The sequence below is a fragment of the Microbacterium enclense genome (genome assembly GCF_001456955.1).
Classification (GTDB): Bacteria; Actinomycetota; Actinomycetes; order Actinomycetales; family Microbacteriaceae; genus Microbacterium; species Microbacterium enclense.
In genome coordinates this window covers 313863-329260 of sequence record NZ_KQ758470.1, presented here as the reverse complement: position 1 = coordinate 329260, position 15398 = coordinate 313863, and the positions used below count along the sequence as shown (strand labels likewise).

General features: G+C 71.5%; 13 protein-coding genes. All 13 read right to left on the bottom strand.

Translation table 11 applies throughout. From position 1 onward, the window contains the following. Window positions 1-93: 93 nt before the first annotated feature. Complete coding sequence (locus AS029_RS09420; RefSeq protein WP_058232327.1) at window positions 94-897, bottom strand: DUF4184 family protein; 804 nt, start codon at window positions 895-897, stop codon at window positions 94-96. Between the two features lies 1 nt (window position 898). Next, window positions 899-2212 carry a tyrosine--tRNA ligase gene (tyrS, locus tag AS029_RS09415; RefSeq protein ID WP_058232326.1) on the bottom strand — a complete coding sequence of 438 codons (1314 nt, stop codon included), beginning with the start codon at window positions 2210-2212 and terminating at the stop codon, window positions 899-901. Window positions 2213-2307: 95 nt separating this feature from the next. Beyond that, window positions 2308-3018 (bottom strand): hypothetical protein, encoded by a 711-nt coding sequence (locus tag AS029_RS09410; protein WP_058232325.1) that lies wholly within the window; start codon window positions 3016-3018, stop codon window positions 2308-2310. Continuing rightward, on the bottom strand, window positions 3015-3662 hold the full coding sequence (locus AS029_RS09405; RefSeq protein ID WP_058232324.1) for a SatD family protein: 648 nt from the start codon (window positions 3660-3662) through the stop codon (window positions 3015-3017). Before AS029_RS09405 ends, AS029_RS09410 begins: the two co-directional genes overlap by 4 nt. A gap of 51 nt (window positions 3663-3713) precedes the next feature. After that, on the bottom strand, window positions 3714-5144 hold the full coding sequence (gene argH / locus AS029_RS09400) for an argininosuccinate lyase (protein WP_058232323.1): 1431 nt from the start codon (window positions 5142-5144) through the stop codon (window positions 3714-3716). A 9-nt stretch (window positions 5145-5153) separates the two neighbouring features. Then, window positions 5154-6308: a heparan-alpha-glucosaminide N-acetyltransferase domain-containing protein gene (locus tag AS029_RS09395; RefSeq protein ID WP_082642243.1), complete on the bottom strand. Its 1155-nt coding sequence runs from the start codon at window positions 6306-6308 to the stop codon at window positions 5154-5156. Further along, the gene (argF, locus tag AS029_RS09390; RefSeq protein WP_058232322.1) at window positions 6287-7210 is read right to left on the bottom strand and encodes an ornithine carbamoyltransferase; all 924 of its coding nucleotides are present in this window, start codon (window positions 7208-7210) and stop codon (window positions 6287-6289) included. Before argF ends, AS029_RS09395 begins: the two co-directional genes overlap by 22 nt. Beyond that, window positions 7207-8454: an acetylornithine transaminase gene (locus tag AS029_RS09385; protein ID WP_074615900.1), complete on the bottom strand. Its 1248-nt coding sequence runs from the start codon at window positions 8452-8454 to the stop codon at window positions 7207-7209. Before AS029_RS09385 ends, argF begins: the two co-directional genes overlap by 4 nt. Then, window positions 8451-9353 carry an acetylglutamate kinase gene (gene argB / locus AS029_RS09380; protein ID WP_058232321.1) on the bottom strand — a complete coding sequence of 301 codons (903 nt, stop codon included), beginning with the start codon at window positions 9351-9353 and terminating at the stop codon, window positions 8451-8453. The genes AS029_RS09385 and argB overlap by 4 nt, the downstream gene beginning before the upstream one ends. Then, window positions 9350-10507, bottom strand: a complete 1158-nt coding sequence (gene argJ, locus AS029_RS09375) for a bifunctional glutamate N-acetyltransferase/amino-acid acetyltransferase ArgJ (protein ID WP_058232320.1) — start codon at window positions 10505-10507, stop codon at window positions 9350-9352. The genes argB and argJ overlap by 4 nt, the downstream gene beginning before the upstream one ends. Continuing rightward, the gene (gene argC / locus AS029_RS09370; RefSeq protein WP_058232319.1) at window positions 10504-11553 is read right to left on the bottom strand and encodes an N-acetyl-gamma-glutamyl-phosphate reductase; all 1050 of its coding nucleotides are present in this window, start codon (window positions 11551-11553) and stop codon (window positions 10504-10506) included. Before argC ends, argJ begins: the two co-directional genes overlap by 4 nt. Before the next feature lie 282 nt (window positions 11554-11835). Then, the gene (pheT, locus tag AS029_RS09365) at window positions 11836-14346 is read right to left on the bottom strand and encodes a phenylalanine--tRNA ligase subunit beta (protein ID WP_058232318.1); all 2511 of its coding nucleotides are present in this window, start codon (window positions 14344-14346) and stop codon (window positions 11836-11838) included. Further along, entirely contained in the window at window positions 14346-15386 is a 1041-nt protein-coding gene (gene pheS, locus AS029_RS09360; protein ID WP_058232317.1) for a phenylalanine--tRNA ligase subunit alpha, read from the bottom strand. The genes pheT and pheS overlap by 1 nt, the downstream gene beginning before the upstream one ends. Between the last annotated feature and the right edge of the window lie 12 nt (window positions 15387-15398).

The window sequence follows — 15398 nt, the reverse complement described above, 5'->3', positions numbered from 1 at the left end:
ACAATCTCCGCGATGCGCACAACCTCAGCCCCGAACCGTCGCGATTGACTTCCTTCGCGCGCATCACTGACTTTGTGCACACGCCGGCAGTCCTCAACCGGCCGCGCGCGAAACTTCGACCTCGCGCCGATTCCTCAGCGCCTGCACGAGCAGCGCCAGCGCGAGCGTCGCCACACCCCACACGGCCGCGACCTTCACCAGCACGCCGTAGACGAGGTGCGTCGGCGTGTAGTCCGCGTCGAAGCCGCCCTCGACGGCCAGCGCGACGAGGGTCGCCGCGACCAACGCGACCGGAAGCGAGAGCCACCACGCCCACCGCACGGCATCCGGAACCACCCGACGCACGGGCGCCGCCGAGCGGCGCGAGAGCCACCACAGCCCGAAGAGCCCGAGCCCCGCGAGCCCGAGCACGCCCGAGCCGTACTGCAGCCATTTCACGCCCAGCAGCGGACCCCACTGCTGCTCGAGCGCGGGGAACAGCGCGTCACCCGCCCGACCCTCATGGGTGAAGAAGTCCCAGGCGACGTGCGTGACCACGCCGAAGGCGAGCGAGAGCACGAGCCACAGGATGCCGACGACTCCCCCGCTCAGCGTCTCGCGTGCGGCCGCGAGGGCTCCGGCATCCCACTCGCCGGGCAGTCGCTCGGCGATGCGCCGCGGTACCAGCTCCCGCGTCGCGGAGCGTAGGACGCACCGCCACACGAGCAGCAGAACGAACGCCATGATCACCGTCACGGGCAGCCACGCGAGATCGTGCGTCACGGCGTAGCCGGGCACGATCCCGCGCAGGAACAGCGGCAGATCGGGGGTCATCGCCCCGATCGCGATCGCCGCCGGCACCAGCGGCGTGCGCACGAACGGCAGCGCGACGACCGCGTGGCTGACGGTGAACGGCATGTCAGCTGAGGAACAGCCCCGCGAGCGTCTTCTTGCCGCGTCGCAGCACCGACACCCCGCCCGGAAGAGTCCCCTCGACGACCTGGTCGTCGCTGGTCACCTTCGCCCCGTCGAGCGTGACGCCGCCCTGGGCGACCGCGCGGCGCGCGTCGCTCAGGCTCGACGACAGGCCCGTCGCGGTGAGCGCCTCGAGCACCGTGCTGCCCGCGCCGACCGTCGCGTGCGGCAGTTCCTCGAGCGCGGTGCGCAGCACCGTGGCATCCAGAGCCGTCACATCGCCCTGACCGAAGAGCGCCTCGGTCGCCGCGATCACTGCCTCCGTCGCCTCGACCCCGTGCACGGTCGTGACGACCTCGCGGGCCAGGCGCTTCTGCGCGGCGCGGCGGAACGGCTCGGTCTCGACCAGGCTCGCGTACTCCTCGATCTCGGCGCGCGTGAGGAAGGTGAACACCTTCAGGCGCTCGACCACGTCGCGGTCGTCGGTGTTGAGCCAGAACTGGTACATCACCCACGGGCTGCACATCTCGGCATCCAGCCAGATGGCATTGCCCTCGCTTTTGCCGAACTTGGTGCCGTCACTGTTGGTGATCAGCGGCGTGCCGATGGCGTGGACCGACACCCCCTCGACCTTGCGCACGAGCTCGGTGCCGCTGGTGAGGTTGCCCCACTGGTCGCTTCCGCCGGTCTGCAGCACGCAGCCGTACTGGCGGTACAGCTCGAGGTAGTCCATGCCCTGCAGGATCTGGTAGCTGAACTCGGTGTAGCTGATGCCGGCCTCGGAATTCAGACGCGCGCTGACCGCGTCTTTCTTCAGCATCGTGCCGACGCGGAAATGCTTGCCGATCTCGCGCAGGAAGTCGATGGCGCTGAGTGGCGCCGTCCAGTCGAGGTTGTTGACCATGCGGGCGGCGTTCTCGCCCTCGAAGCTCAGGAAGCGCTCCACCTGCGCGCGCAGGCGCGCCACCCACTCGGCGACCGTCTCACGCGTGTTCAGCGTGCGCTCGGCGGTGGGGCGAGGGTCTCCGACGAGACCCGTCGAACCACCGACGAGACCGAGGGGACGGTGTCCGGCGAGCTGCAGGCGGCGCATGGTCAGCAGCTGCACGAGGTTCCCCAGGTGCAGACTCGGTGCGGTCGGGTCGAAGCCGCAGTAGAACACGACCGGGTCGCCCGCAAGCAGCTCTCGCAGCTCACCCTCGTCGGTCGAGACGTGGATGAGTCCGCGATAGGCCAGCTCGTCCCAGACGTTGTCGAAAGTCGGGTCGTTGGCGGGCTGGAGGGCGCTCACGGGCGCCGCGTCGATCGGTGCAGACACCAGACGAGGGTATCAGCGCGGGTTTCGGGCTCCGGATGCCGTCCACCCGGCCGCCACGGTGGCGCGACCCGTGCCGCAGATCCGAGCGTGCCGCGTCAGCCCGGGGCGATGCCCCACGAGACCAGGAACGCCGCGGCGAGGGCGGCGACCCAGCTCACGAGGCTGCCGATGAGGAAGTACTCCGCGCGGTCGCCGCCGTCTCCGTCGCGCGAGATCTCGGGGAAGCGCACGATGCCCTTGGCCGCCAGCACCGCCGCGATGAGGGTGTAGGCGCCCGCCAGCGTGAGCGCGAAGACGAGGATGCGCTCGAGCGGTCCGATGAGCCGGCCGCCCTTCAGCGTCGGCGCGACGGTCTCGTCGGGATTCTCGCGCGTGCCCATCTCCGAGCGCAGCGCGATGCGCACCACGGCGTTGCCGGACTCGAGCAGGAACACCAGGCACCCGATAACGAGCACCACCACATCGGCCGACACGGCCTCGCCCGGTCGATACGACGCCCACAGCTCGCCCAGGATGCCGGGGCGCGCCCGACCGGGAGCGACCACGACGCACGCCGCGGCGGCGAGCGCCAGCAGCGCGACCGGCCAGAGCCCGGCGCGGGCGGGGCCCTGCTCGGGGATCACCCACGTCCAGATCGCAGCGACGGCGACGGCGAGCACGCCGGCGACGACGGCGTCGAGACCCGCCGCGACGACGACGAGCAGCACCGCCGCGACGGTGAACGCGATCGCACGTCGCGCGCGGATCATCTGGCGCAGCAGATCGACCGCGCCCACGGCGAGCAGCAGCAGTCCCGCGGCGATCACGCGCGCGCCCCCCGCGTCAGGACGGCGAAACCTTCGACGATCGCCGCGGAGCCGGCCGACGCGAGCGCCTGCGACACCGCCGACTGGCTGATGCCCTCACCCTCCGCGAGATCGCGCTGCGAACGCCCGAGGCACCGCCCGGCGGTCAGACGCCGCGTGCGCTCGCTCATCGCCGACACGAGCTGATCACGCGCGAGAGCGTAGGCATTGGCCACGGTGACGGTATCGACCATGGCGGCATCCTCCCCCTCGGCGGCGGTGATCCAGGTGCGCGCGAACGGCGCGGCGCGCTGCTGCATCCGCTCGACGGTCTCGACCGCCTGGCGTGCCGCCCACCACGCGGGCCCCTCGGGCACCGTGCGGTCGTCGAGCACGATCGGGCGCACGTCGCCCACCCCCACCCCGAAGCGGCAGTCGATGTCGTCGGGCAGGGCGAGTCGCACCAGCAGCAGCGAGGCGAGCGCGTCGTCGAGGCGGTCGTACTGCCCCTGCAGTTCGTCACCGACCGTCGGGGTGAGGGGCTGGCGCGCCGCCGGCAGGTCGGTCTCGACGTGCTCGATGACTCGCGCGATCTGCCGCTGGGCAGCGGCGCGATCGTCGAGCCGTCGAGATGCGACGATGTCAGCGATCACTGCGACGGTCATGAGATAAGTTTATCGCTTATTTTCTCAGTTTGATAAGCGAATAACTGATATCTACGAGACGAGCGTACGAGCGGCCGCTTGCGCGCGCGCGACGAGCTCTTCCCGCTGCTCGCGCACACGCTCCGGGGCCGTGCCGCCCGCACCGGTGCGGCTGGCGACCGACCCCTCGATGGTGAGCACCTCGCGCACGGCCGGGGTGAGCGACGGCGACACCGATGCCAGCAGCGCGTCGTCGGCGTCTTCGAGGCCGATCTCGCGCTCCTCGCACGCCCGCACCAGGGCGCCCGAGATCTCGTGGGCGTCGCGGAAGGCGACTCCCTGCCGCACGAGCCATTCGGCTACGTCGGTGGCCAGCGAGAACCCCTGGGGGGCGAGCTCTGCCATGCGCTCGGTGTGGAAGCGGAGCGTGGCGATCATGCCCGAGAAGGCCGGAAGCACGAGCTCGAGCGTGCGCACGGAGTCGAAGACGGGCTCTTTGTCTTCTTGCAGGTCGCGGTTATAGGCCAGCGGCAGGCCCTTGAGGGTGGCGAGCAGGCCCGACAGGTTGCCGATGAGGCGGCCCGCCTTGCCGCGCGCGAGCTCGGCGATGTCGGGGTTCTTCTTCTGCGGCATGATGCTCGACCCGGTCGAGTACGCGTCGTCGAGGGTGACGAAGCCGAACTCGCGCGTGTTCCACAGGATGACGTCTTCGGACAGACGCGAAAGATCGACGCCGATCATCGCGGTGATGAAGGCGAACTCGGCGACCACGTCGCGCGAGGCGGTGCCGTCGAGGGAGTTCTCGGCGGGACGCGCGAGCCCCAGCTCGTCGGCCACGAGCTGCGGGTCGAGCCCGAGGGTGGCTCCGGCCAGGGCACCGCCGCCGTAGGGCGAGACCGAGGCGCGCGCCGACCAGTCGCGCAAGCGCTCGATGCCGCGCGTGAACGCCCAGCCGTAGGCCTGCAGGTGATGAGCGAGAAGCACCGGCTGCGCGTGCTGCAGGTGGGTGCGCCCGGGCATGATGGCGCCCTCGTGCGCCTCGGCCTGGGCCACGAGGGCGTCGACGAGGCGCAGCACCTCGCGGGTGATGGTGCGGGCGTGGTCGAGCAGGTAGAGCCGCACGAGGGTGGCGATCTGGTCGTTGCGGCTGCGGCCGGCGCGGAGCTTGCCGCCGACGGCGGGGCCCACGGTCTCGATGAGCACCCGCTCGAGAGCGCCGTGCACGTCTTCGTCGCCGGGGGCGGCGACGAGGGATCCGTCGCGCACGCGCGCGGCGAGCTCGTCGAGGCCGTCGTGCATGGTCTGCGCTTCGTCGGCCGTCAGATAGCCGGCGGCCTCGAGGGCGGCGGCGTGCGCGTGCGACCCGGCGATGTCATAGAGCGCGAGATCCCAGTCGAAATGGGTGGAGCGGCTCAGCGCCGCCAGTTCGGGAGACGGTCCGCCCGAGAAACGGGCGCCCCACAGAGCACCCTCGTTCGTCGTCTGACCGCTCTCGTGACTCATGCCCCCAGCCTACCGAGGGCCGCCGACACCGCCGGAGACCGTGGCGGAGGTATCGGCATCCCGGTCCCGCCCGACGACGAGACGCACCACCGTGTCGATCACCCACTCGAGCGGGCCGCGCCCGAGGGTGAGCGCCCAGACCGTGCAGCCGATGACGAGGCCCACGGTGAGGGGAACGAACAGCCCCGCCTCCCGGATGCCGAAGAGGTCGCCCGTGTCGCCGAGCAGGACGAGCGCGACGATCGCCCACACCACCAGCTGCAGCACGTACGCCGTCAGCGGCATCGACCCCACGGCCCGCAGGGGAACGGCCGGCCACCGCAGCGGGGTGCGGCACACCAGCAGGCACACGCCGATCACCACGAGGGCGAAACCGCCCGACCCGACGACCTCCCACAGCCCCTGCGAGTGATCCTCCGCCGTCAGGACGGCCGCGAGATATCGGTTCCCGACAGATGCCGGGGCCGTGAAGAGGGCCGCGCCGTAGCCGAACAGCATGAGCGCCCCGCCCGCCATGACGAGAGCGCCCTGCACTTCCAACCGCCGCAGGTCGAGCCGTCCGAGGCCCATCCCCGCCAGCAGATACGCGATCCACACGGTGAAGGGGTAATGCCAGCCGAGCGCCGCGCCGATCTCCGCGCCCGCTCGCCCGGACCACAGGGGGGCGGCGTCGAGCACCGGCTGGATCCACGGCATCACAAGCGCCAGCGCGCCGGCCGTCGCGAAAAGCCCTCGCGGCCGCATCCCCAGGAAGGGCAGCGCCAGCACGAACAGCAGCGCGTACGCGGGGAGGATGACGTAGACCGGCACCCCCGTCGCGATCAGCAGCATCCCGATGACCCACAGCAGCGCCCCGCGCAGCGCCAGGCGCGCGGCCGCGCGGGGGCGGCGTTCCGGCGGGAGCGGCCGGGGTCCCCCCGTCACCAGGGCGATCGAGACGCCCGCGAGAGTGGCGAACAGGATCGACGATCGGCCGTTCACCAGCGTGACCCAGGTATCGGGGTCGATGGTGAGCCGGCGATCGGTGTCGAGCAGGTGCGCGGCCAGCATCCCGAGCACGGCGAGGCCGCGCGCGAGATCGATGCCGACCAGTCGGCCCGGGCCGTCGAAACGCGCCCAGGCCCGACCGATCGGCGAGGAGGTCACTGCTGACGCAGCAGCCACACCAGCAGCGCCTTCTGGGCGTGAAGTCGGTTCTCGGCCTCGTCCCACACGACGCTCTGCGGTCCGTCGATCACCTCGGCGTCGACCTCGTAGCCGCGGTCGGCGGGCAGGCAGTGGATGAAGATCGCGTCGGAGGCGGCCCGGGTCATGAGGTCGGTGGTGACCTTGAATCCGCCCAGGTCGCGGATGCGCGCGATCTTCTCCTCTTCTTTGCCCATCGACACCCACGTGTCGGTGACCACGACGTCGGCCCCGGATGCCGCGGCCTCGGGGTCGTCGGTCAGGGTGATCGATCCGCCGGTCGAGGCGGCGATGCGCTCGGCATCCGCGATCACGTCGGACCGCGGCGCGTAGTCGGCGGGGGCGGCGACGCGCACGTGCATCCCCGCGGTGACGCCGGCGAGCACGTAGGAGTGGGCCATGTTGCTCTGCCCGTCTCCGAAGAACGACAGCGTCAGCCCCTTCAGCTCGCCCTTGTGCTCGCGGATCGTGAGCAGGTCGGCGAGCAGCTGGCAGGGGTGGAAGTCGTCGCTGAGCGCGTTGACGACCGGCACGCGGGTGCCGCGCGCCATCTCTTCGAGGCCCGCCTGCGCGTAGGTGCGCCAGACGATCGCGGCCACCTGGCGCTCGAGCACCCGCGCGGTGTCGGAGGGTGTCTCCTTGCCGCCGAGCTGGCTGTTGGCGGTCGAGATGATCAGGGGCGACCCACCCAGGTCGGCGATGCCGACGGCGAACGAGACGCGCGTGCGGGTGGACGACTTGTCGAAGATCACCGCGACGGTCTGCGGGCCGGCGAGCGGCTTCTGCGCCCAGCGGTCCTTCTTCAGCTCGATCGCGAGGTCGAGGATCTCGGCCTGCTCGGCCGGGGTCAGGTCGTCGTCGCGCAGCAGGTGGCGGGTCACGCGGGGGCTCCTTCGAGGATCAGGGCATCGGAGACGGTGGCGAGCGCGGCGCCGAAGAGCTCGAGGAAGTCGGCCACCTCGGCATCCCCGATCGTCAGGGGCGGGGCGATGCGGATGGTGTCGTCGTTCGCGGCGTTGACGATCAGACCGTGCTCTTGAGCGGCGGCCACGACGGCCTTCGCCACCGGGCTGGTCAGGCCGATGCCGAGCAGCAGACCCCGACCGCGGACGCCCGCGACCAGCGGCGAACCAAGCGCCGCGATCCCGTCGCGCAGCTGCGTCTCGCGGCGGGCGGCGTTGTCGACGAGCCCGGCCGACTCGATCTCGGCCAGCACGGCGCCGCCGACGGCGGTGCCCAGGGCGTTGCCGCCGAAGGTCGATCCGTGGGTCCCCGGGAAGAACAGGTCGCTCGCGGCGCCGAAGGTGATGAGCGCGCCGATCGGGAAGCCGCCGCCGATGCCCTTGGCCACGGTGATCGCGTCGGGCGTGATGCCGGCGTGCTGGAACCCGAACCAGGCGCCGGTGCGGCCCGCGCCGGTCTGGATCTCGTCGACGATCAGCAGCGCGCCGTGGCGCTCGGTGAGCTCACGCGCGGCCTGGAGGTAGCCCTCGGGCAGCTCGACGACGCCGGCCTCGCCCTGGATGGGCTCGACGAGGAGCGCGGCGACGCGCTCGTCCATCGCGGCTTCGAGCGCCTCGATCGTGGCGTCGATGTGCTCGACACCCGGGACCATGGGCAGGAAGTCGGCCTGGAGCGCGGGCTTGCCGGTGAGGGCGAGCGAGCCCATCGTGCGGCCGTGGAAGCCGCCCTTCAGCGTCAGCACCCGGGTGCGGTCGGTGCCGCGCCCGTGCAGGCGCGCCAGCTTGAACGCCGCCTCGTTGGCCTCGGCGCCGGAGTTGCCGAAGTAGACCCGGCCCGACTCCCCCGTGCCCGCGAGACGCTTGAGGCGTGCGGCCATGGCGAGCTGCGGCGGGGTGGCGAAGTAGTTCGACACGTGCGACAGCGTCGACGCCTGCGCGGTCAGCGCCTCGACGAAGACAGGGTGGGCGTGCCCGAGCGCGTTCACGGCGATGCCGGCGAGGAAGTCGAGGTACTTCTTGTCGTCGCCGTCCCAGACGTACGCACCTTCGCCGCGCACGAACAGCGCCATGCGGTCGCCGAAGCTGCGCACGAGGTCGCGACCGGCATCCTCCTGCCACGGGGCGCGCGTCGTCGTGGGTTCCTGAGTCGTGTCCGCGTTCACGCGACCACCTCCGTTCCGATTCCCTTGCTGGTGAACAGTTCGACGAGCACCGAGTGCGGTACACGTCCATCGATGATGGCGGCCGTCGGCACGCCCCCCTCGACCGCGTCGAGGCAGGCCTGCATCTTCGGGATCATCCCCGACTCCAGCTTCGGGAGCATGCCGCGCAGTTCCGTGGAGGTGAGGTGCGACACGAGCGAGTCGCGGTTCGGCCAGTCGGCGTACAGCCCGGGCACGTCGGTCAGCACGACGAGCTTCTTGGCGTTGAGCGCCACGGCCAGCGCTGCGGCGGCGGCATCCGCGTTCACGTTCAACGAGGTGCCGGGGTGGTCGAGGTCGGGAGCGATGCTCGAGACGATCGGCACGCGTCCCGCGGCGAGGTGGTCGAGCACCGGCTGCGGGTCGACGGTGACGACATCGCCGACACGGCCGAGGTCGTGCTCGACCCCGTCGACGACGACGCCGCGACGGCGCCCGCCGAACAGTCCGGCGTCCTCGCCGCTCAGGCCCGTGGCCAGCGGTCCGTGCGCGTTGACCTTGGCCACGAGCTGCGGGTTGATCTGGCCGGTGAGCACCATGCGCACGACGCCGATCGCCTCGGTCGAGGTCACCCGGTAACCGCCGCGGAACTCGCTGGGGATCTCAAGCCGGTTGAGCATCGACGAGATCTGCGGCCCGCCGCCGTGCACCACGACGGGCTTGACGCCCACGTAGCGCAGGTAGGCGATGTCGGCGGCGAACGCGTCCTGCAGCTCATCGCTGACCATGGCGTTGCCGCCGTACTTCACCACCACGACCTGGTCGCGGTACTTGCGCACCCACGGCAGCGACTCGACGAGCGTGATGGCCCGATCGCTCGCCTCGGCGGGATCGGTGTCTTGGAGGTCGACGTGTGTCATGAGGAGTAGGCGCTGTTCTCGTGGACGTAATCGTGCGTGAGGTCGTTGGTGCGGATCGTGGCCGCGGCCGATCCGACGCGCAGGTCGACGACGAGGTCGGTGGCGCGAGGAGTGAGGTCGACGTCTTCGCGGGGGCGGTCGGGGCCGCCGGCGGTGCACACGCGCACGCCGTTCATCCAGACGTCGACGTCGTAGGGGTCGAACGCCGCGTCGGTCGTGCCGATGGCCGCCAGCACGCGCCCCCAGTTCGGGTCGTTGCCGAAGATGGCGGCCTTGAAGAGGTTGTTGCGGGCGATCGAGCGACCCACCGCGACGGCGTCGTCTTCGCTCCCGGCGTTGACGACCCGGATGGTGATGTCGTGGCTCGCGCCCTCGGCATCGCCCTGCAGCTGGGCGGCGAGGTCGTCGCACACGGCGGTGAGGGCGGCGGCGAACTCGTCGGCCGGCAGATGGATGCCACTGGCCCCGCTCGCCATCAGCGTGACCTGGTCGTTGGTCGACATGCAGCCGTCGGAGTCCAGCCGGTCGAAGCTCACGCGCGTGGCGGCGCGCAGCGCGGCATCCGCTTCGGCCGCGTCGAGAACCACGTCGGTCGTGATGACGACGAGCATCGTCGCCAGGCCCGGCGCGAGCATGCCCGCGCCCTTGGCCATGCCGCCGATCGTCCAGCCGTCGCCGACGTGCACCGCGCGCTTGGGCTTCGAGTCGGTCGTCATGATCGCCAGCGACGCGTCTTCTCCGCCCGCGGCGGACAGAGCGGCGACCCCCTGCTGTACGCCGTCGAGCACCTTGGCGCGGAACACCTCGTCACCTGTGCCGATGAGCCCCGTCGAGCACACGACGACATCGCCCGCACCGACGCCGAGCAGCTCGGCGGCGCGCTCGGCGGTCTGGTGCGTGGTCTGGAAGCCGAACGATCCGGTGAAGCAGTTCGCGCCGCCGGAGTTGAGCACCACGGCCTCGACGACACCGTCTTTCACGACCTGCTCCGACCACAGGATCGGGTTCGCCTTCGCGCGGTTGGAGGTGAAGACGGCGGCGCCCACCTTGAGCGGGCCGCGGTTCACGACGACGGCGACGTCACGCGCACCGGTCGACTTCAGGCCGACGGCGACTCCAGCCGCTTCGAATCCGGCGGGGGCGGTCACGCTCACGGGGCGACTCCGTTCACAGGCAGGGCGGTGGTCTCGGCGAGGCCCAGCGCGATGTTCATGGACTGCACCGCGGCTCCGGCGGTGCCCTTGACGAGGTTGTCGACCGCGGCGACGACGATCACGCGGTTCGCGGCCCGGTCGATCGCGAGGCCGAGCGAGGCGATGTTCGCCCCCAGCACGTCGGCCGTGCGCGGGAACGTGCCCGAGGGAAGCAGTTCGACGAACGGCTCGTCGGCGTAAGCGGCCTCCCACGCAGCACGGATCTCGGCATCCGAGGCGCCGCCGGCGATCGGGGCGGTCGAGGTGGCGAGGATGCCGCGCGCCATCGGCACGAGCACCGGGGTGAACGAGATGCGGATGCCATCGGCCGGGGCACCCGCGGCGGCGAGTGCCTGCCGGATCTCGGGGATGTGGCGATGTGTGCCACCGACGGCATACGGGTTCGCCGTGCCGAGGATCTCGCTCGCGAGGAGGTTCGTCTTCGCCGCCTTGCCTGCGCCGCTCGGGCCGACGGCGAGTACCGAGACGATGTCGCCCGCGTCGATCACGCCGGCGGCGACACCCGGGGCGAGCGACAGCGCGACGGTCGAGGCGTTGCATCCCGGGGCTGCGATGCGCGTGGCGCCGCGAAGGTGCTCGCGCTGCTTGCCGCCGTCGATCGTGAGCTCGGGCACGCCGTATGCCCACGGCTCGGGGTGCTCCCCACCGTAGAAGGCCGCCCAGTCGTCGGGCGAGGTGAGCCGGTGGTCGGCGCCCGCGTCGATCACCAGCGGGGTGTCGGCCAGGGCAGCGGTGTACTGCGCCGACTGCCCGTGCGGGAGGGCGAGGAAGACCACGTCGTGCCCGGCGAGCACCTCGGGCGTGGTCGCCCGCAGCTCGAGGTGGGCGAGCGAGCGCAGGTGCGGTTGGTGGGCGACGAGGGGCTGGCCGGCGCTGGAGTGCGCGGTGACCGTGCGGACCTCGACATCGGGATGGGCGGCGAGCAGGCGCAGGATCTCGCCGCCCGCATAGCCGGAAGCGCCGGAGACGGCGACCGAGAGGGTCATGTTCCTACCTTAGGAGTCGGGACTGTGCTGAATCAGCGTGAACCGGGGCGGCGACGCCCGCATGCCCGACCGTCGGCGGGTTTACGAGGTCGCCGAGAGTCGGCGCGTGACCCGACGTCGACGCTCGCCACCGGTGCTCACGAAGAGCTCCTCGGTGCGCACGGTGTTCGACGACATGTGGCGAGGCTAGCCGCCTGGCGGGCGGGCGGGCAAATCGACGCGGACGGCGCGAACGCCGAAGCGCCGCCGGGCGGAAGCCGGCGGCGCTTCGGCGTCGGATTCTCAGTCGCGGATCGCCGCGCCGAAACGGTCGGCGGCGACGGCGACGCCCGCGAGCTTCGCCTCGGTGGCCTCGGCCGCGGTCAGCGTGCGGTCGTCGGCGCGGAAGCGCAGCGCGAACGTCAGACTCTTCGCGCCCGCGGCGACACCCGGCCCGCGGTAGTCGTCGACCAGGCGAGCGCCCTCGAGCAGCGGAGCGCCGCCCTCGAGCAGCGCCGCCCGCACGGCACCCGCCGACACCTCGACCGGCAGCGTCAGCGAGACGTCCTGCGTCGCCGCGGGGTAGCCGGAGAGGGATGCCGCGACCACGCGCGCCTGGGCGAGATCGAGCATCGCGTCGAGATCGAGCTCGGCCACGAGCACACGGCCCGGCAGATCGGCGTCGGCCGAGACGGCGGGCAGCAGTTCGCCGACGTAGCCGATGTCGGTCCCCGCGGCGAGCACGCGTGCGGTGCGCCCCGGGTGCAGGGCTGCGCGCTGCGCCTGCACCAGCTCGATGTCGAGACCGGCGGCCGCGGCCAGCACGCGCACCGCGTCGACGGCATCCGCGAGGTCGGCCGCGATGGCCGCCTGCCCGGGCTGCTTCGGCACGGTGTGTCCTGTGAGCAGCACGGCGACGTGCCGACGCTGGGGCGGGATCGAGGCGTCGAGGGCCGTGAGGGTCGCGGCATCCGGACGCACCGCCAGGGGCGGCACCGACGCGGTGCCGTACTGCACGCCGGGCTTGGGCAGGAACACGGTTCCGACCTCGAACAGCGCGAGGTCGACGATGCCGCGCGAGACGTTGCGGTGCGCCACCTGCAGCAGTGCCGGCACGAGCGATCGACGGAGGAACGGCGCGAGACCGTCGAGGGGGTTCGCGAGCTTGACGCTCGGCAGCCTGTCACCCGACGGCGAACCGTGCAGGGCGTTCTGCTCCTCGGTCGTGAACGGGAACGACGGCGTCTCGACGAAGCCCGCGGCGGCCAAAGCGTTCGACACGCGGCGACGCCCCTGCTGCGCGGCGGTGAGGCCGCGACCCGACGGCGGCGTGGGCAGCACCGAGGGGATGCGGTCGTAACCCTCGATGCGCGCGACCTCTTCGGCGAGCGTCCACTTGTCGGTGAGGTCGGGACGCCACGACGGCGCGGTCACGCCCCAGCCGCCGTCGCGCTGCTCGACCGTACAGCCGATGAGCTGCAGCGCCGACACGGTCTCGTCGTCGGTGTAGTCGACGCCGATCAGACCCGACACGAAGCCGGCGGGAAGGGTGATGGCCTCGCGGCGGTAGGCCGAGCCGAGCGAGCCACCCAGTTCGGTGTCGAGCGTGCCGCCGGCCAGCTCCACCATCAGCGACGCCACGCGCTCGGCGGCGACATACGGCACGAGCGGGTCGACACCGCGCTCGAAGCGGCGGGACGCCTCGGACGGCAGTTTGTGCCGACGCGCGGTGCGCGCGATCGAGACCTGGTCGAACGTCGCCGCCTCGATGAGCACGTTGCGGGTCGCGTCGCTCATCTCGGTGGGGCCGCCGCCCATGACGCCGGCGAGACCGATCGGGCCGGACTCATCGGTGATCAGCAGGTCTTCGGCGTCGAGCGAGCGCACCTGGCCGTCGAGCGTCTCGAGCTTCTCGCCCTGCGCGGCACGACGCACCGTGATGCCGCCCTGCAGGCGGTCGAGGTCGTAGCCGTGGATCGGCTGACCCAGCTCGAGCATCACGTAGTTGGTGATGTCGATGAGCACCCCGAGGGAGCGGATCCCGGCCAGCGACAGGCGCGTGATCATCCACGGCGGGGTCGGGCGCGAGGGGTCCACGTCGCGGACGATGCGCGCGACGAACTCGGTGGCACCGTCGCGGCCGCGGATGGGAGCCTGGTCGTCGACCGTGATCGAGAAGCCCGCGGGCGTGCGCGACACGGCGTCGTCGTGGCCCGCACCCGGGTCGCGGTAGTCGGCGCCGGTCGCGTGCGAGTACTCGCGCGCCACCCCGCGCAGCGACAGCGCGTAGCCGCGGTCGGGTGTGACGTTGATCTCGACGGCGACGTCGTCGAGACCCAGCAGCGCGATGGCATCCGTTCCGACCGGCGCATCGATCCCGAGGTCGACCAGACGCAGGATGCCACTGTGCTCGCTCCCGAGACCCAGCTCTTTCGCGGAGGCGATCATGCCGTCGGACACGTGGCCGTAAGTCTTGCGGGCCGCGATCGGGAAGGGCCCGGGCAGCACGGAGCCGGGCAGGGTCACCACGACCTTGTCGCCCGCGAAGAAGTTGCCGGCACCGCAGACGATGCCGCGCACTCCCCCGTGCTCGGCGCCGACGTCGACCTGGCACCAGCGGATCGTCTTGCCGTTGGACTGCGGCTCGGGGGTGAACTGCTGCACCTCGCCGACGACGATGGGGCCGGACAGCTCGAAGCGGTGCACGTCTTCTTCTTCGAAGCCGACCGACACCAGGGCCGCGAGCACGTCGTCGGGCGAGGCGTCGGCGGGCACATCGACGTACTCGCGCAACCAAGAGAGGGGGACGCGCATCAGACCACCATTCCGAACTGCTCGCTGAAGCGCACATCGCCCTCGGCCATGTCGCGCATGTCTTGCACGTCGCTGCGGAACATGAGCGTGCGCTCGATGCCCATGCCGAACGCGAAGCCCGAGTACTCCTCGGGGTCGATACCGGCGGCTCGCAGGACGTTGGGGTTCACCATGCCGCAGCCGCCCCACTCGATCCAGCGCGCCCCGCCCTTGAAGGTGGGATGCCACAGATCGAGCTCGGCACTCGGCTCGGTGAACGGGAAGAAGTTGGCGCGGAAGCGCGTCTTGGCCTCGGGTCCGAACAGCACGCGCGCGGCGTGGTCGAGCGTGCCCTTGAGGTGGGCCATGGTGATGCCCTTGTCGACGACGAGACCCTCGAACTGCGTGAACACCGGCAGGTGCGTCGCGTCGAACTCGTCGGTGCGATAGACACGGCCCGGGCACAGCACGTAGATCGGCAGGTCGCGCTCGAGCATGGAGCGCACCTGCACGGGGCTCGTGTGCGTGCGCAGCACCAGGTGTCGAGCGACCGGGTCTACGAAGAAGGTGTCCTGCATCTGCCGCGCGGGGTGGTCGACGTCGAAGTTCAGCGCGTCGAAGTTGAACCACTCGTGCTCGAGTTCGGGGCCCTCGGCGATCTCCCACCCCATGCCGACGAAGATGTCGGAGACCTGCTCCTGCAGGAGCGAGATGGGATGCCGTGCTCCGACGCGGGCGCGCTGCGGGAGCGCCGTGACGTCGATGCGCTCGGCCTCGAACTGCGCGGCGGTCTCGGCTTCGGCGAGCTCGCTCTCGCGGGCGGCGAGCGCCTGGTTGACCTGGCCGCGGGCCTGGCCGACGAGCTTGCCGACCGCGGCCTTCTGGTCGGGAGCGACGTGGCGCATCTGGGCGTTCAGCCGCGCGAGGGCGGACAGCTCACCGGTGTGCGCGGAACGGGCGGCTTTCAGCTCGGCCGTGGTCGCGGCGGCGGCGATGGCGGCAAGAGCCTCATCGACCGCGGCGGCGACGGCCTCGGGGGTGATCTCGGGTGCGTCGGACACGAGATGAGAGTC

Excerpts from the sequence above, each read along its gene's own strand:
- AS029_RS09405 (WP_058232324.1), bottom strand. The coding sequence starts at position 3,662 with ATGACCGTCGCAGTGATCGCTGACATCGTCGCATCTCGACGGCTCGAC.
- argB (WP_058232321.1), bottom strand. The coding sequence starts at position 9,353 with ATGACACACGTCGACCTCCAAGACACCGATCCCGCCGAGGCGAGCGAT.
- argC (WP_058232319.1), bottom strand. The coding sequence starts at position 11,553 with ATGACCCTCTCGGTCGCCGTCTCCGGCGCTTCCGGCTATGCGGGCGGC.
- argH (WP_058232323.1), bottom strand. The coding sequence starts at position 5,144 with ATGAGTCACGAGAGCGGTCAGACGACGAACGAGGGTGCTCTGTGGGGC.
- pheT (WP_058232318.1), bottom strand. The coding sequence starts at position 14,346 with ATGCGCGTCCCCCTCTCTTGGTTGCGCGAGTACGTCGATGTGCCCGCC.
- AS029_RS09420 (WP_058232327.1), bottom strand. The coding sequence starts at position 897 with ATGCCGTTCACCGTCAGCCACGCGGTCGTCGCGCTGCCGTTCGTGCGC.